We start from the raw sequence: 20,553 nt of genomic DNA, 5'->3' as shown, positions 1-20,553 counted from the left end.
CTGCCGTGATCGCTACCTCTTTACTCGCGCGACGGGGCGGTGCGTACATGGAAGGACGGGCGGCCGCGCTCGGTGCCGGCACCGTGTTAAATGCGCTCGCGACCGGAACCGGCGCAGCCTTCGGCATCGACGTCGAGACGCGAGCGACGGTCACGGTCGACGAGACCGCCGACGGCGTCGACGGATCGATCGCCGAGGCCCCCGACGCCGACACCGATCTGATAGAGCGCTGCGTCGCCCTCGCGACCGATCGGTGGGGCAACGGAGAGGGCGGGTCCGTCCGCACCGACAGCGACGTGCCGCTGGCCGCCGGCCTCAAGAGCTCGAGTGCGGCCGCCAACGCGACCGTCCTCGCGACCTGCGACGCGCTCGGCCTGACCGTGGGCGACGACACCGACGATCCGTCGGTCGACGTCGCCCGCTTGGAGGCCTGTCGTCTCGGCGTTCGAGCCGCTCGCGAGGCCGGGGTGACCGTTACGGGCGCGTTCGACGACGCGACGGCCTCGATGTTCGGCGGCGTCACCGTCACCGACAACGGAAGCGACGAACTACGCTCGCGCGAGACCGTGGACTGGGACGTGCTCGTGTGGACGCCGGCGGAGCGCGCCTACAGCGCCGACGCCGACGTGGCCCGCTGTGAGGCCGTCGCATCGATGGCCGACCTCGTCGCCGACCTCGCGCTCGACGGTCGATACGCCGAGGCGATGACGGTGAACGGGCTCGCCTTCTCGGCCGCGCTCGGCTTCGACACCGACCCCGCGGTCGAGGCGATGCCGCACGCGACCGGCGTGTCGCTGTCGGGCACCGGGCCGAGCGTCGTCGCCGTCGCGGACCCGGACGACCCCGACACCGACCTCGACACGGTCGCCGACGCGTGGGGCGAGCGTCCCGGAGCCCTGCGTCGAACCGCCACCCGAAACGATGGTGCCAGCGTCCGATGACGACTACCGAGTGACCAGCTATGAGTGACACACCTAACACAGAGGACCGGAGCCTCGACGAACTGCGACACGAGATCGAAGACATCGACCGCGAAATCGTCGAGCTGATCGCCCGGCGAACGTACGTCGCCGACACCGTCGCAGCCGTCAAGGCCGAACGCGATCTCCCGACGACCGACGAAGGCCAAGAGGAGCGCGTGATGAACCGAGCAGGGGAGAACGCCGAGCGCTTCGACGTCGACGCTAACTTGGTGAAAGCGATCTTCCGACTGTTGATCGAGTTGAACAAAGTTGAACAAAGAGAGAGCCGGTAGCTCAGTCGAGGCCGAGACTCAGCTGTAACGCCTCGTCGACTTCAGCCATCGTAGGTCCGTCGAGTGAACCGACGACCGAGTGAATCCGTTCCGGAACCGAGACGGTTCGAATCTGGTCGAGCCGGATTGACGAATTCTTTTCGAGCGGTGACCCGTCCGCCTCGACGAACACCTCGAACGGATACTCGCGGTAGGTCCCCGTGACGGGCGCGACGATGGTCGTACTGGAGTTCCGGTTTCCGATATCGTTTTGAACGACCACGGCCGGGCGCGTCTTCTTCATCTCGTGTCCTTCAGCGGGGTCGAGTCGAACGATAACCACGTCGCCCCGTCGCACATCCGTGCCGTCACTCATCGAGGCTTTCCCACGCCTCGTCGGACGTTTCGCCCCATTCCTCGGCGAGTGCCTCCGCGCTCTCGGAGGCCTCCCGATAGGCGGCTGCCAGCTCGTCGTCATCCGGTCGGTCTGACTCCACCTCAACGACTGCGACGGTTACGCGCTTGTTCGCGTACTCGGTGCCGAGGTAGACTCGACCCCGGTCGTCGGTCTCGTTCGTTTTGAGGTCTGTCGCGTCGACTTTCATCGACGAACGGTACGGACCCACCGCTGATATGTGTTGCCCACTATTACCCACGAATTTCCCCGTAGCGGGTACAGGCGTATTATGCATTTCAGCTACCTGAACAAGGTTGAACAACGAGCGTCTCGAGCGCGCATTGAAACCCCTGACGACGGAAAGATGCCGTTCGTCTGACTGGGCTTTATCATCGTACAGATGGCATATGATAACTCGACACATGATTTCAGACCTCCCCGTGGAGAGCGTGAACGGCCAGTCGGAGTGGGCGTGGAACGAGCGGCACTCAACCGACAGTTCGCCGCGATCGCGATCGACCCAGCGCGCTCCCGCTCGACGGCCGGGTCGAACTGATAGCGACGGTTCACTAGAAGAGCAGACCGCCGCCCAGCAAGAGATACGGCGCCTCGAAGCCGAACTCGACCGAAAGGAACAGCACCTCCAGCACGTCATCGAGCAGTACGAACAGCTCCTCGAAGAGAAGAATCGCCGCATCGCCGACCGCGAGCGGTCCGAATCCGAGAGTGCGCGACTGTCGACGTTCCGGTCGGTTCTCCGTCGATACGTCGCCGGACGCGAGTAGGACGCGGATGCGTTCTCTCCACTACGACTCCCTGTCACCCTCCGCACTCAGCGCACCACGCGCTTCGCGCTCACTCACTCTCGGTCGATCTGCGCTCCGCGAGCCGACGCGCAGCCTCGCTCAGTCCCGAGCCGTTTCGTTCGCCGTCGCCCCCCGTTTTTGCGGCCTCGTTGTTCTCGTTCGGCTGATCCGTGCTGTCGGGTGAACCGCCCGATAACGCGCCATCCTCAACCCGATCGACCGTGGCCGGGCCGGTGTCTGCATCGGCGTCAGTTTGCCCAACTCTGTCCGCGACGGCACGGTCCGTCTCGTCCCCGCTTTCGACTTCTGTGGGATCGGCGTCGGGTGGGTAGCTCCGCTCAGCGGGCGGGACGAACGCGGTCTCGACCGCGCGGACGACCGCTTGTACGCTCTCCTCATCCAGTCGATCCGCGTAGGCCTCTCGGATCAGGTCCGGAACCGCGTAGGCGTAGTGGCCACGTCCGGCGTGTCGGATGAGCCCCGCCCGCCGAATCGGCCGGTGGCGACTGTACGCGTGTCCGGAATCCCCGTCGCCGCCGGCGTCGATGTGCGCCGCGACGGGGTCACTGACGCCCTCCCGTCGGTAGTGCCGGAGCATCTTCCGTGAGAGCTCCGGTAGCGACTCAATGCGCCCGCGGAGCTCCTCGATGACGGCCTCACGAGTGCCCAGTTCGATCGCGTCGTCGAAGCGGAGCGCGCTCTCGGCCACGTCGGCGCGCGTGACGGGTTCGACGTCGTCGGACGGGTGAGCGTGCTTTCCGTTTCCGGGCGCCTCGGTACTCGCTCCGTTCGCAGCGGCTGTTTCCTCGGGGGCGGTCTCCTCCGGATCCGTCTCGGCTGCGCTTCCCTCTTCCGAGATCCCCGCTTCTGAGTCCGTCGCTTCCGAGCCCGCATCGTCCCGAGGGCGCTTCGCGTCCGTCGACCCGCTCTCGCTGTCAGCTGCTCCGTGTTCGGTCGCCGCGACCGCCGCGTCGTAGCCGGCGAGCTCCGTCTGTTCCTGACGCTTCGCGGAGGCCACCGATCGCCCGTTGCCGCCGCGATAGGGGGCTTCCGCTTTGCCGAGGAGCGCCTGTGCGAACTGGTCCGCCATGTTGCTTAGGTCGCGCGCCTCCTCCAGTTCGCGTTCGAGCTGGTGGATCTGCTGGTCCTTCTTCTCGAGTTCCTGTGTGAGGTCGGCGACCTCGGACTCCCGACGGGCCTCCTCGTCGGAGATCGACTCCAACTCGCCGACGAGGTCGCTGGAGACCGATTTGAGCTCCGGCCGCTCGAAGTCGTCGAGACCGGGGGTCGCGCCCGCGTCGAACGTCTGCTTGCGGTGGAACTGGATCCGACGGATCGACTCGTCCCAGTCGGTCATCAGGAACGCCTCTCCGTCGCCCAGATCCTCGACCGCGCTCGCGTACTTCGACCCCAAGATTCGCCCGACGACTTTCGTGTCGTTGTCCCACGTGAGCCGGTGCCAGCAGAGCCAGTCGCACTGCGTGATGAAGTCCTTTTTAACGTCCGCCGGACGCTGGCTGATCCCGACGATGCCGAGCCCGTGTTTCCGCCCGCGCTTCCCGACCTTGATCAGCATCTTGCCCGTCTCGTCCATCCCGCCGCCCTCGGGGATGTACTCGTGGCACTCCTCGACGACGAGCAAGAAGGGCTTTTTGAGGCGCTTCTCCTTCGCGAACAGCTGTTTGACGACTTCGAGGAGGAGCTTATTGGCGGTGTCCTCCTCCAGATAGCCGGAGACGTCGAGGATGATCGGGACGTTCTGTTCCAAGGCGAGGTTCGCGAGCTTCTCGGCGTGTTCGGGAGAGACGACGATGTCGCACTCCTCGTCGGCGCCCGCGTGGAGGATCTCGTACTCCTCTTTTAAGCCGTAATACTCTCCGTCCGTGTCGACGATCATGACGGGGAATCCGTTGTCGAGGAGGTTCTCGATGACGACGGACGCGGTGTTGCTCTTGCCGGATCCGCTCTTTCCCGTGATAAAGGACCGACCGGTGAGCACGTCGACGACCGGGAGCTCCACCGGCGACCCCGGCTCCGTCGTCGCGTCGCCGCCGATCCCCTCGCTGACGTCCGCGACGTGGATCGTCTCCTGCTCGCTCATACACGTGACAGGTATCGCCCGCGTGATAAACTATCGGCTCGGACGGTCGCCGCCACCGAGGGGACGGTCCGCCGCGCACCCCCGTAAGAGGTATGTCGCTCCCGCGAGAGGACCGGGCCATGAACACGGACAACACCCTCCTCAACGCGGCGATCGGTGCGGTCGCGACGATCGGTCTCTCCTTCACCGGAATCTCGCCGATCCTCGGCGGCGCGCTCGCGGCGTACCTCGAAGGCGGCGAGACCGGTGACGGCCTCCGCGTCGGCGCGCTCTCGGGGCTGATCGCGTCGCTCCCGCTCGCCGCGGTCGTCGTGCTCGGGCTCGCCGTCTTCTCGTTCGGCGGGGATATCGGAGTCGCTATCGGCGGCGGCCTGCTCCTGCTCGCGATCGTGGCGGTCGCCGTCGGATACACAGTGGCGCTGAGCGCGCTCGGCGGCGTCATCGGGATCTACGTGAAAAACGAGCTGTAGCGTGTCGAGGGCGACGCCCGGCAGCCGCGGTCAGCGATCGCAGACGATGCTCGCCGCCCGTGCCGTAGCGACCCGCGTCAGTGTTCGCCGCCGGTGCCGCGTCGGCCCGAGTCGAGGTCGATATCGAGGCTCTCCAGCAGTTCCTCGGCCTCTTCGCGCTTCTCCTGGTGATCTTCGAGGAACTCGCGCATCAGCTCCGCGGCCTGCTCCTTGCAGCCGCCACAGAGGCGTTCGCCGTTGACGCACTCGGAGTACACCGTTTTCGTCAGCTCGTCGTCGTCGCCCGCGAGCAGATAGGCGTACAGCTCGTAGACGGGACACTCGTCGGCCTCGCCGCCCAGTTCGCGCTGTTCCTCGGCGGTGTCGCGGCCGCCCGTAGTCGCTGATCGAACCTTGTCGTAGCCGTCCTCGGGGTCGTCCAGAAGCGAGATGTGGCTCGCCGGAACCGACGACGACATCTTCCCGCCGGTGAGCCCGGTCATGAACCGGTGGTAGATCGAGGAGGGCTGACGGAAGCCGAACCCGTCGTGGTCGATCTCGACCTCCCGCGCGAGCGACTCGGCCTCGTCGCGGGTGAGTTCGAAGGTGTCGATATGGCCCTCGAAGACGCGTTTCTCGCCGTCGACGGCCTCGATCAGGGCCTCGAACGCCTCGTCAGTAGCGTTGCGGTCGAAAAAGCGGACGCGGGGCCGGAGCGGCTCCTTGCCGCCCGCGCGGAGCTTGTCGAGGGCGGTCGATTTGGCGGCGGCGAGGTCGGCGGCCTCCGAATCGGTCTCGGGCGGCTCGTACGCCGCGAGCCACTCGGCCGCGTCCGTACACCGCACGTCGGTCTCAGAATTGTCGGTCTCGGACTCGTCGGTCTCGGACTCGCCGACACCGGCCGCGAGCGCGTCGTAGGCGGCCCGGACGAGCTGCCGCTCGTCGTCGGTAAGCTCGAAGCTCGCGAACGCCTCGGTCACCTTGAAGTAGCGGACGCGGGTCGCGAGGTCGCGGGTCAGCCTGACGTGCGGGTCCTGATCGGGGCCGACCGGGATCACCGTGGGTTTCGGCTCGTCGACGAGCTGCGGGTAGAGGATGTCCGCCGTCTGGGTGATCACGCTCTGCATGTGCGAGATGTTCGTTTCGCCGTCGAAGCCGTAGATCGCCTCGAACTCGGAGAAGTTCGCCTTCGAGCCGAGTTCGAACCCCAGGTCCTGTACCTCTCGGTTGTCCGACTGGCGGTACAGCTCGCCCGCCTCGGCGTCGAACCCGAGCGCGAGCAGCGAGAGGAGGTAGTTGCGCGCGTGCTCGTCGATCTCGGCCCACGACATCCCCCGGGCGGAGTGCGCCTCCAGGTCGGCGATGAGCCCGAAGGCGTCGGCGCCCTGCCGTTGATGCCAGATGATCTCGTCGAAGACGAGCTTGTGGCCGATGTGCGGGTCGCCGGTGGGCATGAACCCCGAGAGCGCGGCGAACGGCTCGTCGTTCGCCATCGCCTCGGCGACCGCGTCGTACTCGCGGTGCCCGAAGATGACGCCGCGCCGCATCAGGTAGTGCGGGTCCGACACGTCGCCGACCACGTCGTCGAACGCCTCGATCCCGAACTCTTCGAAGAGGTCCGCGTAGTCGCCGACCGACGCCGACCCCCAGGGGTCCAGGGCGACGTCCTCGGTCGGTCCGTCCGCCGGCTCCGTCCCGCCGTCAGCGCGGGGCGCGCCTCGCCGTCGGTCTCCGGGAGGCGCCTCGTCGGGCGTGTCCTCGTCCATACCACCTCTCCCGTCGGTCGACGCAAAAACCGTTCGCTTGCGCGTGAGCCGTTCGCACGCACGAGATGACCCGAGGTCGGCTCTATCGGGTGGCCCGAGCCGGGGGCCGACCGGGGCGCTGATTTATCCCGCGTCCGTGCCGATCACGTCGTATGAGTCCCGAACCCGACCACGTGCTCGTCCCGCTCGACGGGTCGCCGCTCGCAGACGAGGCGCTGACGCACGCCCTCGCGGTCTTCGACTGCCGCGTGACCGTGCTGAACGTCGTCACCCCACTGGACGCCGGGATGGTCGAGGGCGGAATCCTCGAGCCGGACGACGAGCGGGTGGCCGAGGCGCGCGAGCGAGCCGAGCGGTTCGTCGAGCGAGCGAGGACGCGAGCCGCCGAAGAGGGGCGTACCGTCGAGACCCTCGTCGAGACCGGAGATCCGGCGGACGCGATCCTCGATACGGTCGAGACGAGCGACGTCGACCACGTCATCATGGGCGGACACGGCGGGAGCCAGAGCGGGATCGCGGAACGGCTCCTCGGCACCGTCGCCACAGCCGTCGTCGGCGGCGCGGACGTGACCGTGACGGTGGTCCGGTAGCACCGGCCTACTTAAGCGATCCCGAGAACGGTCGAGAACGCCCGATAGAGTCCGAATCCGATCGCGATAGAGGTGACGAGCGTAATCACCCAGAAGCCGACCGTCACGCCGATCTTCCGCCGGGAGACGCCAGCGGTCCCGGCCGCGAGCCCGCCCCCGATGACGCCGGAGATGATGATGTTATTGAACGAGATCGGGATCCCCAGCGTGATCGCCGCCTGCGCGATGACGAACCCGGGGACGAGCGCCGCGATGGATCGCCGGAGCCCGAGCTGCGCATACTCCCGCGACGTCGCCTGAAGGAGCCGCGGCGCGCCCATCCACGCGCCAGCGAGGATACCGGTCGCGCCGACGCCGAGCAGCGCGATCGCGGGCAGCCCCAGCTCGGTCCCGTAGAGGTTCTCCAGCGGTCCCGTCGCCAGCCCGACCTGACTCCCGCCGCTGGAGAAGGCGACGACGCTGCCGAGGAGCAACAGGAAGGTTCGGATCCCCGTCTCGACGGACGCCTGCGTCCGACGGCGAATGAATCGGAAGCCGACCGCCGCGAAGGCGAGCGTCACGAGGACGACGGCGGGGTCGACACCGGCGACTGCGGGGAGATCGACGACCCGATCTGCCATCCGTGCGGCCCACTCGGCGATCGATCCCTGCGCCCGGTCGGGATGCGGGATCACCCCGAGTCGGACGTTGGCGACGATCCCGGAGACGATCCCCGCGAGCAGCGGGACCCCCACGGTGTCGGGCACGTCGTCGCGCCGGAGCAGCGTCGCCGTGAGGTACGCGAGCCCGCCGGAGACGGGCGGCACCATGACCCAGAAAGTCCCGATACGGCGGTAGGTGTCGAAGGCCGGATCGCCGCCGAGCGAGAGACCGACACCTACCATCGCGCCCGTCGTCGCGAACGCGGCGGGCACCGGATACCCGCTGTACACGCCGAACGCCATGAACGATGCGGCCACGAGCAGCCCGGTCGTCGCCGCCAGCGGCGTGATCTGCACGCCGTCGATGAGGGCCGCGCCGACCGTCTCGGATATCGCCCCGCCTTGGGTCAACGCGCCGGCCGCGGCGAGGATCCCGATCAGGAAGGCGGCTCGCATCGTCGACACCGCGTTGGCGCCGATCGCCGGTGCGAACGGCGGCGAGTTGCTGTTGGCTCCGAGCGACCACGCCATGAACAGACAGGAGACGGTCGCGAAGACGACGAGCGTCCAGAACGCGACGGTCACGCGACCCACCGCCGTGGGTCGCACGCGTCGCTCCCGGCGGACCGTCGGACTCGGATCGGAGACGCGCGGTCGACGCGTCGGTAGGCTATCGAGCGCACGTCACCCTCCGGGAGGGCTACACGAATAACGATTCGCATGCTCGCGGGAACGCGGGGACCGAGAGTGGGGGCGAGCGATACCGCGGCGATCGTCCCGCGGGCGACGACACAAACGGCACCCGAACACGCGCAGTCTGCGAAAACGACTATCCGGCAGGCGTCCGTCCACCGGTTATGCCCACCGAGACGGAGCGGATGCTGGCCGGCGAACTGTACGATCCCACCGATCCCGCACTCGTCGCCGACCGCGACCGCGCGAGCGACCGCACCCGACGGATCAACGGAACGAGCGCCGCGGAGACCGACCGCCGCGAGGCGCTGCTTCGCGAGCTGTTCGGTGGCGCGGGCGAGGGCGTGACCGTCGAACCGCCCCTGCGGTGCGACTACGGGTACAACGTGACGGTCGGCGACGATTTCTTCGCGAACTACGGCTGCGTTCTCCTCGACACGAACCGCGTCGCGTTCGGCGACCGCTGTCTGCTCGGTCCGGGCGTCCACGTGTACACTCCGACGCATCCGATCGACCCCGGCGAACGCGGGGCCGGGCGCGAACGCGGGCTCCCCGTGACCGTCGGCGACGACGTGTGGATCGGCGGCCGCGCCGTGATCAATCCGGGAGTGACGATCGGCGACGGATCCGTCGTCGCTTCCGGGGCGGTCGTCACGGACGACGTGCCGGACCGCGTCGTGGTCGGCGGGAACCCGGTGCGAGTGCTCCGCGAGATTCCGGACGACGAGAGCGCTGAAGGCTCTGCCGACTAGTCGAGCGCGTCGGCGAGAACCGGGGCCACGCTGACGACGCTACAGCCGCGTTCGATCGTGTCGGTGCCGACGATGCGGTCGACGCCCGCGCCGCGGAGCTTCGTCACGGCGTTGGCGGCGAGCATCGGGTGGACGCAGGCCGCGAGCACTCGGGCCGCGCCGCGCTCGTTCAACACGGCGACCGACTCGCTCATCGTCGAGCCGGTGGCGACGATGTCGTCGACGACGACGACGTCGCGGTCCGCGACGGGCGCGTCCGACGGCGACACCTCGATCTCTCCGGTGTCGCGGTCGCGATGCTTCTCGAAGTAGTCCGTCTCGCCGTCGCCGTAGGCGTCCCGGACCGTTTGAGCGATGTCGACTGCGCCCTCGTCGGGCGCGAGAAAGAGCGGGTCGGCGAGGTCGTCGGGAAGCGGGTCGGCGAGGGCGCTCGCGGCGTCGACGACCTCGACGGGGACGTCGTAGAAGTCGGCGACCCCCGGCTCGTGCGGGTTGACGAGGACGACGCGGTCGGTCTCAGTCGAGACGGCGCGTGCCATCGCCCGCGCGGAGACGGGCTCGCCGTCGCCGAACGACTGGTCCTGTCGCGCGTACCCCATATAGGGGACGACGGTGGTCACGTCCGTCGCGCCCGCCTCGCGGACGGCGTCCTGGAGCTGGAGCAGTTCGACCCACGCCTCGTCGGAGTCGGTCGCGGCGACGACCGTCGCCTCGTCGCCCGAAAACTCGGGGACCGCCGCGAGGCCCTCGCCGTCCGGGAATCGGTCGTAGGTCGGGGTCGCGAGCGGCCGTCCAGTCTCCTCGGCGAGTGCGGCCGCGAGGAACTGTGAGCTGGATCCGGGTACGATCATGCGCGTTCGTTTCCGTGACTCCGGTAAACCAGTTTCTGTACTCCGGCGCGTCGGCGCGCGGGTCGGTCCGCGACCCGCGTCGACGAGCCGGGTGGTCCGCGGCCGCGAACGGACGACCTACGAGAGTACGCCCCGCGAGAGTACGCCCCACGCGAGCGCGTACCGCACTGGGGTCACAGGGGCGGATATTTACGCGAGCGGCGGATACGACGCCGTAATGACCGAAACCGGAGACCGAGTCGGTCTCGCCTGCCCGTCGTGTTCGCCGGGCGAGGAGACCGTCCACGAAGTGTTACGCCCCGGCGGGCAGGCGACCGTCCGCTGTACCGACTGCGATCACACGTATAAGACCGAGATTCCCGAGGAGGACACCGTCGAGCTGAAGATCATCGTCTCGCAGGACGGCGAGTCGTTCACTACCCGGATGGACGTGCCCGCGGACACCTACGTCACCGACGGCGAGGAGTTCGTCGTCGACTCGCCCGACGCCCTGATGCAGGTCCGCGTGACGGACATCGAGGTCGGCCCGGAACAGCGAGTCGACGAGGCCGACGTGGAGACCGTCGAGACGCTGTGGACCCGCGCTGTCGACAACGTCACCGTCCCGGTGACGCTGCACCCGAAGGACGGCAACGCGGACGAGACGCGCTCGCTGCAGGTGAACGTCCCCGGCGACTACGAGTTCACGGTGGGCGAGACGGTGGAGTTCGGCGACGAGGAGTTCACCGTCGAGGGCGTCCAGATCCGGCAGGACGCGCCCGAGTACCGCCACGAGAAGCTGGACCACGACGGCGACTTCGCGTACGCCAAGGACTGCAAACGGGTGTACGCCCGCGACGAGAGCCTGCAGGCGTGGTCGGCCTGGTAGCGCGGATCGAACGGCCGATTTTAAAAAGACTGGCGGCCCGTCAGTCCCTGAAGAACTCGTCTTTCTCGAACGGTTCGTCGTCGCCCTCGACCGCGACGACGTCGAGCGCCGTGACCGCTGCACCGACGCCGAGCAGTCCGGCGAGGCTCGGGTCGGTTCGCCCCTCGTCGCCGGAGATCAGCTCCTTGATGTAGAGCCCGCCGGCTCCGTGGATCTCGACGGTCGCGTGGCGCGCGTCGACGCGCTCGGCGCTCGCCTCGTACACGTCGCGCTCGCGGGTGATACTCGCGCGCCGGTGGTCCACGCGGTTCGGGGTGTACTGCTCGATCGTCGCCCCCTCCAGTTCGCCAACTGCGTCCGCGAGGGCGTCGGCGTCGACGTCGGCGTCGAACGCGACCTCGGCGCGGTAGCGTTTCGTCGCCTCTAGCTCCTTGACGCGGGCGACCATGTCGTAGCGGGCGAGCCGGAGCCCCTCGACCTCGACGGCCCCGTCGGCGAAGGCGTTGATGTCGGCCTGCAGTCGTTCGACGTCGACCCGGCGGCGGCGGGGTTCTTCGATCTCGATCACGAACGGACGACCCGTGCCGAGCATGAGCGCGTCGACGTCCTCGCGGCCCGCGCCGTGGAAGGTCGCCTCCGTGCCGTCCATCACGTCCTCGACGATGGGAGCGGTGTACTCCTCGACGCTGTCGTCGTAGAGGTAGCCCGAGCCGCCGCAGTGGTCACACGGGTCGGGCCCCTGTCGACCCGAGCCCTTGCACTCGCGGCAGGGCCACTCGGTCTGGGGGATATCGCGCTCCAACTTCCGGTATCTCCCGTACACGAACGTCGAGTTGACCTTCGTGTCCAGTTCGTCCGCGTCGAGGTCGATCGTGAACTGCACGTCCGGTCGGTCGAACGAGACCTCGGTGTCGGTGAGCCGTCCGAACCGCTTGCCGACCTCGCGGTTGAACTCCGATTTGAACGGCTCGCCGGCGTCGTCGTCGAGCCCGACGTCCTCGCGGAGCAGGGCCTCGTTCTCCTCGACGAGCGGCGGCGGGCGGGTGCCGACGTTGTACGTGGCGAACTCGACGTCCTCGACCGCCTCGGCGGCGCGCTCGGCCCAGTCGTCGAACGCGGCGCAGTACCCCTCACAGACCCAGCAGGCGTCGGTCTCGACCGGTTCGTAGTCCGCGTCGTCGCGCAGGGCGAGCGCGGTGCGGAGCGCGGAGCCGCGGTCGGCGTTCGACAGCCCGAAGCTCCGGTCGGCGACGAGCCGCCCGAGGCAGGCGTCACACACCGGTCCCGTCTCGGTCGCCCGCGCCGCGACCTCCAGTACGTCCATACGGTTCCCAGCGTTCCCCGTGGTAACTGTCTTACTACATCTCGGCGTGGCCCTGGACCTGTGGAAACCGTATCGCAAATGCGCTCATACCCGGTCGCGATCGGTTCTAATCGGCGGCTATCGACAGCGGGAGTAGGTGATGCGAATCGGTGGTTGCGATACGGCTTTTAAATGATCGTGAGCGACGGCGACGATCGTTTATAAACAGGTGTGCGGTGGCGCGCCCCGGTGAGCGGCCGACCGGCCGCTCACCGACGGCGCGAGGGAGTCGGCGGCGGCCGAGCGTAGCGAGGCCGGCGGCGACGAGGCTGGGGAGGTGTGAGGCTGCTGTGCGGGGCGCTGCGGGGTGGGACTCAAAGGGGCAGTCACCGGCGCCACGCGCCGGTTTCAAGCGAGAGCTCTGCTCTCGCCCTGCCGCGAGGACGATGCAGGCGTTCACGAGCGCAGAGCTCTCGTGAGCCAATCAGAACGCAGAGCGTTCTGATGACGACGTAAGGACCGCAGGGAGGGAGTGCAACGAGCGACTGAGGACCGCAGCGAGCGTGCGTCGTCCTCGCGACTGGGGCTTTGGAAGTGATCACCGCAGAATCATCGACCTCGTATAAATACTCGACAGCAACACCAGTCGATCACTTATAAACAACCACCCGATTAACCCGATATACCCACTCCCGTGGTCGATCAAGAAGCACCGTTCGACGATCGGCTAGCCCAGACGAGAACGGCAGTTCAACAGACGCGTTACGCGTATCACGCCCCGCCGTCGCCCGCCCGACTTAAGAGGACGCCCGTCGTTTCGGCGAGCGTGAACGAGTCGGCGACGCGGGCGGAGCGGATCGAACTCGGCGTCGAGCTCCTCGCACACCTCGAACACGAGGAGCTGTCGCTGTCCGAGGCGGTCGACCGGATCGAGACGGTGACGACGAGCCCGTCGCTCACGCGGGAGATCCTCGACACCGCCGAGAAGCGGGGAATCGTCGAGCGGGAGAACGCCCGGCTTCGGATCCGGCGCGGCGGCACCTACGTGAACTACGACCAACAGGTCGTTCAGCGCTCGGGCGAGTTCGACTGTCGCCGATGCGGTGCGTCGATATCGACCGGACACTTCGTGCAACTGGATGCGGGAGAGCTCGGCCCGTTCGGTTCCTCGTGTATCCGGAAGGTGACCGGCCGCGAGAGCGACGACTCCGACTAGCGGGTCGAACCTCTCGGGAGTGTCGAAAGTAGTCCCTATTGAAATATATGAAACGTGATGGGAACTGTTTGCTAAATAAAGAGGCTGTAATCAGCATGCACACCTGATTCTCATATGAGATGAACTCTGTTCTACATGAAGCGATGAAGTCGAGTCGTGCACAAACTATAGGTCATCTGGATTACAATACTCGCGCATCGTCTTGTGGAGAGATACCATGTTAGAGAACCCAATTCGACGTCGACAACTACTGAAAACCGTGGGAGGGACTAGTGTCGCGCTTGCTATCGGGACCGGAACAGCGAACGCCAGTCGCGATCCGGACGAATTCCGCATCGAGTTCAACAGACAGACGCGCCGCCTGAATGTCAAAGAGCCGAGCGTGCTCGTCGCCCGCGCGGACCTGCCCGAGCGCGGCTTCGTTATGGTGCACGACACACACGACATGGAAGGCATGTCGGAGTCGGGTTGTCCGGATAAGCACGAGGTCTACGGCGAAACCGAAGTCCTCGACTCCGGCCACTATGGAGGGGTGAAAGTACCTCTGACGAATGCTCCTGAGGAGCCGGGAACCGAGAAACTGGTTGTGATGATCCACAGGGTAGACGGGGATGACGAAAAGGAATGCCCACCGGAGGTCCGCGAGAGAGCCGACGTCAAGTTTATCTCTCCTGGCCAGTCCCGATAGCGCCAGCGATGCGTTTCCACCGGGTTCGTTCAGGTCCAACTCCAGGCCCAGTCCGAAGGGGTTCGATGGCAGCGCACACTCGGTTCCTCCGTTAAGCACGGTGGATACCAAAAGAATTGGCAACCGCCGGAAGAGTACCCGTCACGAAAATGCACGTCGTAGCGGAAAGTCTCCCTGCCCGAGGGGATCGAAGACATTCTGGAGAGTGATCTACAAGAGTCGCGCGCGGTATTCAGCACGGCTGCTGAAACCTCTCGCCAGCGCTGGGTTTCACCGAGACCCGTACTCCCTCTCAGTAGTGCCACGGGTAGTCGCGGAACGCGGGCTCGCGCTTCTCCAAGAAGGCGTCGCGTCCCTCCTGCGCCTCCTCCGTCATGTACGCCAATCGAGTCGCCTCCCCGGCGAACACCTGCTGGCCGACCATCCCGTCGTCGGTCATATTAAAGGCGTACTTCAACATCCGCATCGCGGTCGGCGACTTCTTCGTCATCTCGTCGGCCCACTCGATCGCCGCCGCCTCCAACTCCTCGTGCGGGACGGCTTCGTTCACCATTCCCATCTCCGCTGCCTCCTCGGCCGAGTACGTCTTCCCGCGGAAGAACACCTCACGGGCCTTTTTCTGCCCGACCTGTTTCGCGAGATACGCGGATCCGAACCCGCCGTCGAAGGAGGCGACGTCCGGGTCCGTCTGGAGGAACTTCGCGTGCTCGTCGCTGGCGAGCGTCAGGTCGCAGACGACGTGCAGCGAGTGACCGCCGCCGACCGCCCAGCCGGGGACGACCGCGACGACGGGCTTCGGCATGAACCGAATCAGTCGCTGGACCTCTAAGATGTGGAGTCGACCCGCCCGGGCCTCCTTAACGAGCGGGTCGTCCTCCTCGCCCGCTTCGTCGTCGTCGCGGTACTCGTAGCCGGAGCCGCCCCGGACCGACTGGTCGCCGCCCGAGCAGAACGCCCAGCCGCCGTCCTTCTCCGAGGGACCGTTGCCGGTGAGGAGCACGCAGCCGACGTCCGCCTGTTTCCGGGCGTGATCTAAGGCGGCGTACAGCTCGTCGACCGTGCCGGGCCGGAACGCGTTGCGCACCTCGGGACGGTCGAACGCGATCCGGACGACCGGTACGTCGACGCCGCGGTGGTACGTGATGTCGTCGAACTCGTCCGTCACTTCCTCCCACGCGCCGGGGTCGAAAATCTCCGAGACCATATCCGACTGTTTGCGGGCTTCCTCATAAACGACGGCGGGTCGACGGCGCGTGACGGTCGAGACATCGACCTCGCCCGACGGCCGTCAAGTGAGAGCGTCGACGCGATCGGGGTACCCAAACTCCCGCAAGTATTGCGCGTACCACGGACGGAGTTGAGTCTCGTAACGTGGCGTATATGAGCCGGTATGCCCCGATACCGTTGGCGAATACCGGTCTCTTCTCGTCACCGGAATGCGCGTCAGTTGCTGGTGGCGCGAGGGTGTTGCCCGCTGAACCCGTCGTTGTCGTATGTACAAACGGAGTTCGTCAGCATCGCGGCGGTCGTTTCTCGCGGCGGCGGGCGGCGCGGCGACGCTCGGCCTCGCCGGCTGTCTCGGCGGGGACGACGACGGTCTCGATGAACTGACGGTCGCGCACATGCCGATCTATCCCGACCTCCAGTGGTACGTCATGGAGGGCGAGGGGTACTTCGCAGACATCGACGCCGAGGTCATCGGACAGGAGTTCACCGACGGCCCGGCGATCGTGCAGGCGTTCGGCGGCGGCGACATCGACGTCGCCATGTTCGGTGTCGTCCCGGCGATGATCGTCATCGACCGGGAGATCCCCGCGCGGGTGACGGCCGCGAACATCCGCGAACCGATGGGGATCATGGCCGACGAGTCGATCCACGCCGACTTCGAGGAGCACGGCGCCGAGGCGTTCACGACGTGGGAGGACGACCACGGCGAACCGTTCCGCTTCGGCACCTTTCCGCAGGGGAGCGTCCCGGACGTGCTCCTCCGCTTCTGGTTGCAGGAGATCGGGGTCGTCCCGGGCGAAGACGTCGAGGTCATCGAGATCAACGGAGCGAGCGCGGTGTGGCAGGCGATCGCCAACGGCGAGATCGACGGCACCTCGATCATGGAGCCGGTGCCGACCATCGCCGCCGAGGAGGGCTCGTCGGTCACGATGCTCCGGACGGCCGCGGAGATCCTCCCCGGTCAGCCCGCGGCGGTCACCCTGATGAGCGACGAGGTCCGCGGCTCGCCGCTCGCCGCGCAGTTCCTCGAAGAGCACGTCCGTGCCACGGAGTTCATCGACGAGAACCCGGACGCGACCGCCCAACACGTGGAGTCCGGAATCGGTATGCCGGCCGACCGCGCCCGCAAGGCGCTCGACTCCCCGCTGTCGAACTTCATCACCGACCCCAACGAGATCACCGACGCGACCCAGGTGTTCTCCGAGTTCGCCGCAGACAACGACCAGATAAGCGAACAGCTCACTAACGACCAGATATTCGATCTCGACATCTACGACTCGCTCTGATGGCAACGGACACCGGTAGCACATTCGACGAGAACGAGCTGTGGACCGGCCTCGGCCTCGACGATCCGCGCCGCCTCCTGCGCGGCGTCGCCGGAATCGCCGGCTTCCTCGTCGTCTGGCACGCGGTCTCGCTCACGCAGCCGGTGTACGTGCTGCCGTCGCCGGTCGCGGTCGCGACGACGTTCCGCGCCGAGTTCGCTTCCGGCACGATGACCGCGGCGCTGGGCTCCAGCGTCCGGCACTGGATCCCCGGTACCGTCGTCGGTACCGCACTGGGCGTCGGTGCCGGCGTCGCGTTCTCGTGGAGCGGACTCCTCGACGACGTGACCGCGCCGCTCGTCCGGACGCTTCGGCCGGTCCCGCCGCTCGCGCTGATCGGGTTCGCGATCGCGTGGTTCGGGATCAACCACGCCGGCGCGGCGTTCATCATCGCCGTCGGCGCGTTCTGGATCAACTTTTACGCCGCGTACGGTGCGGTCGAGGGCGTCTCGAACGACCTGCTCGACGTCGGTCGGACGCTCGGCGTTCGGAGCGATCTCGACATGGTTCGGTCCATCGTGCTCCCGGCCTCGCTACCGGGTATCCTGACCGGGATCCGCACCGGGCTCGGTCGGTGTTGGATGCTCGTCGTCGCGTCCGAGATCTTCGGGGTTCCGGGCGTCGGTCGAGAGATCCTGCGCGCGAGCAACAACCTCCTCGTCGACAAGGTGATCGCGTACATCCTCGTGTTGAGCCTGATGTACCTCGTCGTCGACGTGGCGTTCCGCGCGGTCCAACGGAGGGTGTTAGTGTGGCGAGCGTGAACGGGGAGCCGATGCGAGAGGACGCAGAGCGGCCGAGCGACGACCGCCGCGGCGGTGACGCCGCCGCGGACGCTGACGGGGTCCTCGTCGACGGCGTCGGCAAGACGTACGCGGGCGACGGCGACGCCGTCCGCGCGCTCGACGACGTCTCGTTCGAGGTCGAGGCGGGGGAGTTCGTCTGTCTCGTCGGTCCGTCGGGATGCGGGAAGACCACGTTGTTCCGGATCATCGCCGGACTCATCGAGGCGACGGACGGACGGGTGCTGCTCGGCGACGCTCCCGTTACCGGCCCCACGACGGACATGGGCGTCGTCTTCCAGGAGTACCACCTCTTCCCGTGGCTCACGGTCGAGGAGAACGTCAGCTTCGGCCTCGAACGAGTCGGCATCGCCGAGTCGGAACGGGGGCGCCGGATCGACGAGATGCTCGATCTCGTCGGGCTCGCCGAGTTCCGCGACTCATATCCGAAGTCGCTCTCCGGCGGGATGAAACAGCGCGTCGCCATCGCGCGAGCGCTCGCGGTCGATCCCCGGCTCCTCCTCATGGACGAGCCGTTCGGCGCGGTCGACGCACAGACCCGGGAGATGCTTCAGCGCGAGCTGCTCGAGGTCTGGCAGTCGACGGGAAAGACCGTTCTGTTCGTCACCCACGACGTCGCCGAAGCCGTAACGCTCGCCGACCGGATCGTCGTGATGGCCGCCGAGCCGGGTCGCGTGGCGGAGGTCGTCGACGTCGGCGTCGACCGCCCGCGGGAGCGCGGCGACCCGGCGTTCGGCGAACACGTGGCCCGCGTCCGCGAGCTGATCGGCGCGCGGCCGTGATCGGCGCGCGGCCGTGGTTCGGTCAACGGCTCGACTCTCACGTCCGGATCCGCAGTCGCTCGCTATTCGTCTCCCTCCTCGGCGGCCGCCGCCAGTTCGTCGATATGCGTACGCACCAGCGACAGCGTCGCGTCGGCGTCCGCATACCCCTGATCGTAGTCGTCTAGTGCCGATTCGGTGCCGTCGAGGAACCGTTCGACGGCCGGTCTGAGTGCGTCGTCGCTCATGGCTCCGCGTTCGGTTCCCAGTCGGTTATATTTCGGTGTTCTCCCTGCTCTTCACCTGCGTGCCCACGCTCCCAGACGCACCGCACACGCCTTGCACACCGGTTTATCAGAGGCGAGGGACGACCGACGCCCCGATCCCGTTCGTACCGACCGATCGTTTTATGAAGTGCGCGGCAGTATTGTATAGTATGGAAAATATCGATGAGTACCGGAGGGCGATTCGATGGAGGACACGCCGATGACCGGGAAATCGGCGGTGATCGCGACTGACCTCTCGACGGCGAGCGAGTCGATGATCAAGTCGGAGACCGGGCTGGACTGCCTCGGCCGGATCGGCGTCGATCGGATCCACATCGTGACGGTCGTCCCGTCGAACGTCCACTCCGGGATGCCGGGGATGGGATTCGAAAAGCGTCGGAAGAAGGCGCTCCGTCGCTACCGATCGATCGTCGAAGACGCGGGGTTCGCTGTCGAGACCCACGTCGTCCGCGGGACGCCGCACCGCCGGATTAACGGAATCGCGGGCTCCGTCGGTGCCGACCTGGTGATGGTCGGTTCGCGCGGGAAGAGCCCGCTGGAGAACCGCGTGATCGGGTCGACCGCGCGCAACCTCGCGCGGACGACGGTCGTCCCGCTGCTCGTCGATCGCATCGAGCGCGGAGTCGACGATCCCGACACGATTCGCCGGCACCTGTTTAAACGGACGCTGTTCGCGACCGACTTCTCCGAGAACGCCGAGCGCGCGTTCCAGTCGTTCGAGTACCTTCGACACGCGACCGAGGAGGTCACGTTGGTCCACGTCGAATCGCCGAAAGACGACACGAGCGACGGCGACGATCCCGAAACGCGGCTCCACGGTCTCGTTGAACGCCTCGACGAGTGGGGCCTCGACGCCCGTATCGATGTACGACGCGGCGACCCCGCGGACGAGATCCTCGCCGCGGAGGACGAACACGATCCCAGCACGCTGCTGCTCGGCTCTCGCGGTCGCAGCCGGCTCCGGCGGCTCCTCCTCGGTAGCGTCTCCGAAGACATCGTCGCGCGGTCGACGGGGAACGTCTTTCTCGTCCCGCCGCCGCGGTCGGCGTGACGCGGGGAGCGCCCGGGCCGGCGTACTCCGGAAGCCGACGCGGCTGGGTCCCGTTCCCGCAGTGTTAGCAGCTTCGCACGTGATTGTGTTATCTACACACAAGTCTTTTATCAGTACGCGTCGTACGTGTTGACAACATCATGCCAGACTCGCTATCGGAACAGCTTCAGCGGGATATCGAATGTGAGGGGTTGTTAGAGTGTTTCCACGGGCTCAAACCGCTCGATCGAGAGTGTTTCTCCGTGCTCGTCGAGAGCGACGAGCCGATGACGATCGACGCCGTCGCCGAGGCGGTCGACCGCGAGCGGTCGACGGCGTACCGATCGGTCCAGCGGCTGCTCCAGACCGGGTTCATCACCAAAGAACAGATCAACTACGATCAGGGCGGCTACTATCACGTGTACTCGCCGACCGATCCCGAGAAGATCACTGACGAGATGCAGCGGATGCTCAACGACTGGTACGCGAAGATGGGCCAGCTCATTCAGGAGTTCGAAGAGAAGTACGAGCAGGCCGATTCGGTACAGGCGTCGAGCTGAGCCGAGCGCGCCGGCGACCCGCCGACGGCGACGTCGATTCTCTCTGGCTCTCCGAATTTCTACGAGTGAGGTATTCTACGAGTGAGGTATTCTACGAGTGATACATTTCGTCTCGATCGTGCGAGACGGGGGGATTCACGTGCCGATCAGCCCGTCGAATCACTCGATGGATGGCGAGAACGTCGCACGAGAGACACGGTAGGTT

General features: G+C 66.8%; 23 protein-coding genes. 14 read left to right on the top strand and 9 right to left on the bottom strand.

What is annotated here, in order from left to right; genetic code table 11:
• Positions 1-47 precede the first annotated feature (47 nt).
• Together ACNSN4_RS14485 and ACNSN4_RS14480 are read left to right on the top strand one after the other, a co-directional pair.
• Positions 48-941, top strand: a complete 894-nt coding sequence (locus ACNSN4_RS14485) for a shikimate kinase (RefSeq protein WP_418286553.1) — start codon at positions 48-50, stop codon at positions 939-941.
• 20 nt (positions 942-961) lie between these two features.
• Positions 962-1,255 (top strand): chorismate mutase, encoded by a 294-nt coding sequence (locus tag ACNSN4_RS14480; protein WP_418286552.1) that lies wholly within the window; start codon positions 962-964, stop codon positions 1,253-1,255.
• Position 1,256: 1 nt separating this feature from the next.
• Here the strand turns inward: ACNSN4_RS14480 and ACNSN4_RS14475 are convergent, their stop codons facing one another.
• Together ACNSN4_RS14475 and ACNSN4_RS14470 are read right to left on the bottom strand one after the other, a co-directional pair.
• A complete protein-coding gene (locus tag ACNSN4_RS14475) occupies positions 1,257-1,610 on the bottom strand; it encodes a type II toxin-antitoxin system PemK/MazF family toxin (RefSeq protein ID WP_418286551.1) in 354 nt (117 codons plus the stop codon).
• Positions 1,603-1,839, bottom strand: a complete 237-nt coding sequence (locus tag ACNSN4_RS14470; RefSeq protein WP_181691905.1) for a hypothetical protein — start codon at positions 1,837-1,839, stop codon at positions 1,603-1,605. The genes ACNSN4_RS14475 and ACNSN4_RS14470 overlap by 8 nt, the downstream gene beginning before the upstream one ends.
• Before the next feature lie 214 nt (positions 1,840-2,053).
• On the opposite strand from ACNSN4_RS14470, the gene ACNSN4_RS14465 reads away from it, so the two are divergent.
• Positions 2,054-2,416 (top strand): DUF3450 domain-containing protein, encoded by a 363-nt coding sequence (locus tag ACNSN4_RS14465; protein ID WP_418286550.1) that lies wholly within the window; start codon positions 2,054-2,056, stop codon positions 2,414-2,416.
• A 70-nt stretch (positions 2,417-2,486) separates the two neighbouring features.
• Here the strand turns inward: ACNSN4_RS14465 and ACNSN4_RS14460 are convergent, their stop codons facing one another.
• A complete protein-coding gene (locus ACNSN4_RS14460; protein WP_418286549.1) occupies positions 2,487-4,538 on the bottom strand; it encodes an ATP-binding protein in 2,052 nt (683 codons plus the stop codon).
• Between the two features lie 119 nt (positions 4,539-4,657).
• Here ACNSN4_RS14460 and ACNSN4_RS14455 point away from each other — a divergent pair, with 119 nt between their 5' ends.
• Positions 4,658-5,008 (top strand): DUF5518 domain-containing protein, encoded by a 351-nt coding sequence (locus tag ACNSN4_RS14455; RefSeq protein WP_418286548.1) that lies wholly within the window; start codon positions 4,658-4,660, stop codon positions 5,006-5,008.
• Positions 5,009-5,085: 77 nt separating this feature from the next.
• Here the strand turns inward: ACNSN4_RS14455 and ACNSN4_RS14450 are convergent, their stop codons facing one another.
• Entirely contained in the window at positions 5,086-6,753 is a 1,668-nt protein-coding gene (locus ACNSN4_RS14450) for a tryptophan--tRNA ligase (protein ID WP_418286547.1), read from the bottom strand.
• Between the two features lie 152 nt (positions 6,754-6,905).
• On the opposite strand from ACNSN4_RS14450, the gene ACNSN4_RS14445 reads away from it, so the two are divergent.
• Positions 6,906-7,343 (top strand): universal stress protein, encoded by a 438-nt coding sequence (locus ACNSN4_RS14445; protein WP_418286546.1) that lies wholly within the window; start codon positions 6,906-6,908, stop codon positions 7,341-7,343.
• An 11-nt stretch (positions 7,344-7,354) separates the two neighbouring features.
• Here ACNSN4_RS14445 and ACNSN4_RS14440 read toward each other — a convergent pair whose 3' ends face one another.
• Positions 7,355-8,515, bottom strand: coding sequence for an inorganic phosphate transporter (locus ACNSN4_RS14440; RefSeq protein WP_418286837.1), 1,161 nt, complete (start codon positions 8,513-8,515; stop codon positions 7,355-7,357).
• A 326-nt stretch (positions 8,516-8,841) separates the two neighbouring features.
• Between ACNSN4_RS14440 and ACNSN4_RS14435 the strand changes: the two genes are divergently transcribed.
• Positions 8,842-9,429, top strand: coding sequence for a sugar O-acetyltransferase (locus ACNSN4_RS14435; RefSeq protein WP_418286545.1), 588 nt, complete (start codon positions 8,842-8,844; stop codon positions 9,427-9,429).
• Here ACNSN4_RS14435 and prs read toward each other — a convergent pair.
• A complete protein-coding gene (prs, locus tag ACNSN4_RS14430; protein ID WP_418286544.1) occupies positions 9,426-10,280 on the bottom strand; it encodes a ribose-phosphate diphosphokinase in 855 nt (284 codons plus the stop codon). The genes ACNSN4_RS14435 and prs overlap by 4 nt on opposite strands.
• A gap of 217 nt (positions 10,281-10,497) precedes the next feature.
• Here prs and ACNSN4_RS14425 point away from each other — a divergent pair, with 217 nt between their 5' ends.
• The gene (locus ACNSN4_RS14425; protein ID WP_418286543.1) at positions 10,498-11,148 is read left to right on the top strand and encodes an HVO_0476 family zinc finger protein; all 651 of its coding nucleotides are present in this window, start codon (positions 10,498-10,500) and stop codon (positions 11,146-11,148) included.
• 40 nt (positions 11,149-11,188) lie between these two features.
• Here ACNSN4_RS14425 and ACNSN4_RS14420 read toward each other — a convergent pair whose 3' ends face one another.
• Positions 11,189-12,472, bottom strand: a complete 1,284-nt coding sequence (locus tag ACNSN4_RS14420; RefSeq protein ID WP_418286542.1) for a tRNA pseudouridine(54/55) synthase Pus10 — start codon at positions 12,470-12,472, stop codon at positions 11,189-11,191.
• An 805-nt stretch (positions 12,473-13,277) separates the two neighbouring features.
• On the opposite strand from ACNSN4_RS14420, the gene ACNSN4_RS14415 reads away from it, so the two are divergent.
• On the top strand, positions 13,278-13,667 hold the full coding sequence (locus ACNSN4_RS14415) for a DUF5830 family protein (protein WP_418286541.1): 390 nt from the start codon (positions 13,278-13,280) through the stop codon (positions 13,665-13,667).
• A 217-nt stretch (positions 13,668-13,884) separates the two neighbouring features.
• Positions 13,885-14,355, top strand: coding sequence for a DUF7282 domain-containing protein (locus ACNSN4_RS14410; RefSeq protein WP_418286540.1), 471 nt, complete (start codon positions 13,885-13,887; stop codon positions 14,353-14,355).
• Positions 14,356-14,647: 292 nt separating this feature from the next.
• Here ACNSN4_RS14410 and ACNSN4_RS14405 read toward each other — a convergent pair whose 3' ends face one another.
• Positions 14,648-15,559 (bottom strand): 1,4-dihydroxy-2-naphthoyl-CoA synthase, encoded by a 912-nt coding sequence (locus tag ACNSN4_RS14405; RefSeq protein ID WP_418286539.1) that lies wholly within the window; start codon positions 15,557-15,559, stop codon positions 14,648-14,650.
• Positions 15,560-15,848: 289 nt separating this feature from the next.
• Here ACNSN4_RS14405 and ACNSN4_RS14400 point away from each other — a divergent pair, with 289 nt between their 5' ends.
• Genes ACNSN4_RS14400 through ACNSN4_RS14390 form a run of 3 tightly spaced genes read left to right on the top strand, consistent with a single transcriptional unit; the run spans position 15,849 to position 18,492 of the window.
• Positions 15,849-16,868, top strand: coding sequence for an ABC transporter substrate-binding protein (locus tag ACNSN4_RS14400; protein ID WP_418286538.1), 1,020 nt, complete (start codon positions 15,849-15,851; stop codon positions 16,866-16,868).
• Positions 16,868-17,671, top strand: coding sequence for an ABC transporter permease (locus ACNSN4_RS14395; protein ID WP_418286537.1), 804 nt, complete (start codon positions 16,868-16,870; stop codon positions 17,669-17,671). Before ACNSN4_RS14400 ends, ACNSN4_RS14395 begins: the two co-directional genes overlap by 1 nt.
• Complete coding sequence (locus tag ACNSN4_RS14390; RefSeq protein WP_418286536.1) at positions 17,659-18,492, top strand: ABC transporter ATP-binding protein; 834 nt, start codon at positions 17,659-17,661, stop codon at positions 18,490-18,492. The genes ACNSN4_RS14395 and ACNSN4_RS14390 overlap by 13 nt, the downstream gene beginning before the upstream one ends.
• A 62-nt stretch (positions 18,493-18,554) precedes the next feature.
• Here the strand turns inward: ACNSN4_RS14390 and ACNSN4_RS14385 are convergent, their stop codons facing one another.
• Positions 18,555-18,719 carry a hypothetical protein gene (locus ACNSN4_RS14385; protein WP_418286535.1) on the bottom strand — a complete coding sequence of 55 codons (165 nt, stop codon included), beginning with the start codon at positions 18,717-18,719 and terminating at the stop codon, positions 18,555-18,557.
• 223 nt (positions 18,720-18,942) lie between these two features.
• On the opposite strand from ACNSN4_RS14385, the gene ACNSN4_RS14380 reads away from it, so the two are divergent.
• Positions 18,943-19,809 (top strand): universal stress protein, encoded by an 867-nt coding sequence (locus tag ACNSN4_RS14380; protein WP_418286534.1) that lies wholly within the window; start codon positions 18,943-18,945, stop codon positions 19,807-19,809.
• Positions 19,810-19,949: 140 nt separating this feature from the next.
• Complete coding sequence (locus ACNSN4_RS14375) at positions 19,950-20,348, top strand: helix-turn-helix domain-containing protein (protein WP_418286533.1); 399 nt, start codon at positions 19,950-19,952, stop codon at positions 20,346-20,348.
• Positions 20,349-20,553 lie beyond the last annotated feature (205 nt).

Source organism: Halorubrum marinum, from assembly GCF_048381195.1.
Taxonomy (GTDB): Archaea; Halobacteriota; Halobacteria; order Halobacteriales; family Haloferacaceae; genus Halorubrum.
Note: the sequence above shows the minus strand (reverse complement) of the source record. Positions and strands in the feature narration are given on the sequence as shown.

Bases quoted from the DNA above. Each gene is read 5' to 3' on its own strand.
- ACNSN4_RS14480 (WP_418286552.1), top strand. From the start codon at position 962: ATGAGTGACACACCTAACACAGAGGACCGGAGCCTCGACGAACTGCGA.
- ACNSN4_RS14420 (WP_418286542.1), bottom strand. From the start codon at position 12,472: ATGGACGTACTGGAGGTCGCGGCGCGGGCGACCGAGACGGGACCGGTG.
- ACNSN4_RS14380 (WP_418286534.1), top strand. From the start codon at position 18,943: ATGGAGGACACGCCGATGACCGGGAAATCGGCGGTGATCGCGACTGAC.
- prs (WP_418286544.1), bottom strand. From the start codon at position 10,280: ATGATCGTACCCGGATCCAGCTCACAGTTCCTCGCGGCCGCACTCGCC.
- ACNSN4_RS14405 (WP_418286539.1), bottom strand. From the start codon at position 15,559: ATGGTCTCGGAGATTTTCGACCCCGGCGCGTGGGAGGAAGTGACGGAC.
- ACNSN4_RS14400 (WP_418286538.1), top strand. From the start codon at position 15,849: ATGTACAAACGGAGTTCGTCAGCATCGCGGCGGTCGTTTCTCGCGGCG.
- ACNSN4_RS14485 (WP_418286553.1), top strand. From the start codon at position 48: ATGGAAGGACGGGCGGCCGCGCTCGGTGCCGGCACCGTGTTAAATGCG.
- ACNSN4_RS14385 (WP_418286535.1), bottom strand. From the start codon at position 18,719: ATGAGCGACGACGCACTCAGACCGGCCGTCGAACGGTTCCTCGACGGC.
- ACNSN4_RS14450 (WP_418286547.1), bottom strand. From the start codon at position 6,753: ATGGACGAGGACACGCCCGACGAGGCGCCTCCCGGAGACCGACGGCGA.
- ACNSN4_RS14410 (WP_418286540.1), top strand. From the start codon at position 13,885: ATGTTAGAGAACCCAATTCGACGTCGACAACTACTGAAAACCGTGGGA.
- ACNSN4_RS14435 (WP_418286545.1), top strand. From the start codon at position 8,842: ATGCCCACCGAGACGGAGCGGATGCTGGCCGGCGAACTGTACGATCCC.
- ACNSN4_RS14455 (WP_418286548.1), top strand. From the start codon at position 4,658: ATGAACACGGACAACACCCTCCTCAACGCGGCGATCGGTGCGGTCGCG.
- ACNSN4_RS14425 (WP_418286543.1), top strand. From the start codon at position 10,498: ATGACCGAAACCGGAGACCGAGTCGGTCTCGCCTGCCCGTCGTGTTCG.
- ACNSN4_RS14395 (WP_418286537.1), top strand. From the start codon at position 16,868: ATGGCAACGGACACCGGTAGCACATTCGACGAGAACGAGCTGTGGACC.
- ACNSN4_RS14475 (WP_418286551.1), bottom strand. From the start codon at position 1,610: ATGAGTGACGGCACGGATGTGCGACGGGGCGACGTGGTTATCGTTCGA.
- ACNSN4_RS14460 (WP_418286549.1), bottom strand. From the start codon at position 4,538: ATGAGCGAGCAGGAGACGATCCACGTCGCGGACGTCAGCGAGGGGATC.
- ACNSN4_RS14465 (WP_418286550.1), top strand. From the start codon at position 2,054: ATGATTTCAGACCTCCCCGTGGAGAGCGTGAACGGCCAGTCGGAGTGG.
- ACNSN4_RS14445 (WP_418286546.1), top strand. From the start codon at position 6,906: ATGAGTCCCGAACCCGACCACGTGCTCGTCCCGCTCGACGGGTCGCCG.
- ACNSN4_RS14440 (WP_418286837.1), bottom strand. From the start codon at position 8,515: ATGGCGTGGTCGCTCGGAGCCAACAGCAACTCGCCGCCGTTCGCACCG.
- ACNSN4_RS14470 (WP_181691905.1), bottom strand. From the start codon at position 1,839: ATGAAAGTCGACGCGACAGACCTCAAAACGAACGAGACCGACGACCGG.
- ACNSN4_RS14375 (WP_418286533.1), top strand. From the start codon at position 19,950: ATGCCAGACTCGCTATCGGAACAGCTTCAGCGGGATATCGAATGTGAG.